We start from the raw sequence: 1,776 nt of genomic DNA, 5'->3' as shown, positions 1-1,776 counted from the left end.
TAAGAGAACGACTCAAAATTAAAAAGCTAGAGTTCCGCAATTGGGAAGCTCTAGCTTTTTTTGTGGCTGAGAATTATTTTGTCCCAGGCTCTTTGTGTTACCTATAACGTTCTTTACGCCATTGCTGTGGAGATTTGCCATATTTCTTTTTGAATGCGGCTAAAAAGTTAATTGACTAGAGTAACCAACTTTTCTGCAATGGTTGCGAGGTTGAAATGGGGATTTTCTAACAGTTCACAAGAGTGGCTTAGCCAGTAGTGAATGAGAAATTGCGGGGGTGAAATACTTTTATAGGACTTCTTTATCTGTTTTTCTAAGGGTCAAGTCTGATTTTAGATTAAATTTTTGGTATAATTTTAGCAATGATAAAAAGCGAGGTGTCATCATGGGACTTTTTAGTGGTATTTTAGGGAATGCGTCACAGGCAGATGTGGATAAAGTGGAGCGCGATTTGGAGATGATTCTCTTGGAAGATGAAGTCGTCGAGATTGCTTTTAGTTTGGTGCGTGATTTGATCGTGTTCACAGACAGCCGTTTGATTTTAGTAGATAAGCAAGGGATGACAGGTAAGAAGACTTCTTATCGCTCCATTCCTTATGGTTCAGTTTCTCGTTTTTCAGTAGAAACAGCTGGTCATTTTGACCTAGATTCTGAGCTGAAAATTTGGATTTCTTCAGGGGTCGAGCCAGCAGAGACTTTGCAATTTCATAGTGATAAAAATGTTATTGCCATTCAAAAAGCTCTAGCTAAGGCTGTTCTACGTTAGAAGGATGCAAGATGTTACAAGATAAACAATTTAGAGATGGCATGTACTGGGTCAACATTGATTCTGAACGTTTGCATGAAGCAGAGACTTTATATGAAAAATATGGAATTGATGAAGAAATCATTGCTTATGCGTTAGATAAAAATGAACGGGCACACATGGACTATGACCGAGAAACAAGAACGGTACTTTTTGTCTACAATGTTTTAGACTTGGATGCTCAAAATGGAGAAAATCGCACAGTACCAATGACCTTTGTCGTTCAATCCGAACGCCTGATTACGATTAGCAATAGTGAAAATGCCTATGTTCTAGAGTTGATGAAAAACTATCTAGAAAAACAAGAGGACTTAGTTTCAGTATACACATTTCTCTTTGCTAGTTTAGAATTAATCAGTAAAACCTATTATTCAGCTATTGAGAAACTTGATCATACCAAAAATGAGCTCAATGCACTGCTTCGTAAGAAAACGACTAAGAAAAATCTATATGCTTTATCGGATTTAGAGTTAAGTATTATTTATCTAGCAGAAGCAGCGAAACAAAATGGGATGTTGCTGGATCATATCAAGGGGCATTTGGTTTATAGGAATTTAGATGTAGTCGAGCAGGAGCAGTTTGAAGATGCTATGATTGAAGCGCACCAGCTAGTTGCCATGACAGAGCTGATCTCTCTGGTTCTTCAAAATGTATCGGAGTCTTATAATACAATTATCAATAATACTATAAATGACAATTTGACAAATTTGACCATTATTTCCATTCTTTTGGCAGTAATTGCTGTCATTACAGGATTTTTTGGGATGAATGTCCCTCTGCCATTGACAGAAGATAAAAACGCTTGGATTTATATCTGTTTTGGAAGTATCTTGTTGTGGATTATTGTTGCCCAGTTTCTTAAATGGGTCGCAATAGGAGCCTGGGACAAAATAATTCTCAGCCACAAAAAAAGCTAGAGCTTCCCAATTGCGGAACTCTAGCTTTTTAATTTTGAGTCGTTCTCTTATTGT

At 37.1% G+C, this 1,776-nt stretch carries 2 protein-coding genes; both read left to right on the top strand.

Annotation, left to right across the window (positions count from 1 at the left end; translation table 11 throughout):
• The first annotated feature begins 385 nt into the window (after window positions 1-385).
• Window positions 386-766: a PH domain-containing protein gene (locus A3I3_RS0109765; protein WP_019231821.1), complete on the top strand. Its 381-nt coding sequence runs from the start codon at window positions 386-388 to the stop codon at window positions 764-766.
• An 11-nt stretch (window positions 767-777) separates the two neighbouring features.
• Complete coding sequence (locus tag A3I3_RS0109760) at window positions 778-1,722, top strand: magnesium transporter CorA family protein (RefSeq protein ID WP_018372502.1); 945 nt, start codon at window positions 778-780, stop codon at window positions 1,720-1,722.
• Window positions 1,723-1,776 lie beyond the last annotated feature (54 nt).

The sequence above is a fragment of the Streptococcus massiliensis DSM 18628 genome (assembly GCF_000380065.1).
Classification (GTDB): domain Bacteria; phylum Bacillota; class Bacilli; order Lactobacillales; family Streptococcaceae; genus Streptococcus; species Streptococcus massiliensis.
This window is presented reverse-complemented; position numbering and strand designations above follow the sequence as displayed.

Coding starts and splice junctions, on each gene's coding strand:
- A3I3_RS0109765 (WP_019231821.1), top strand. CDS start 386: ATGGGACTTTTTAGTGGTATTTTAGGGAATGCGTCACAGGCAGATGTG.
- A3I3_RS0109760 (WP_018372502.1), top strand. CDS start 778: ATGTTACAAGATAAACAATTTAGAGATGGCATGTACTGGGTCAACATT.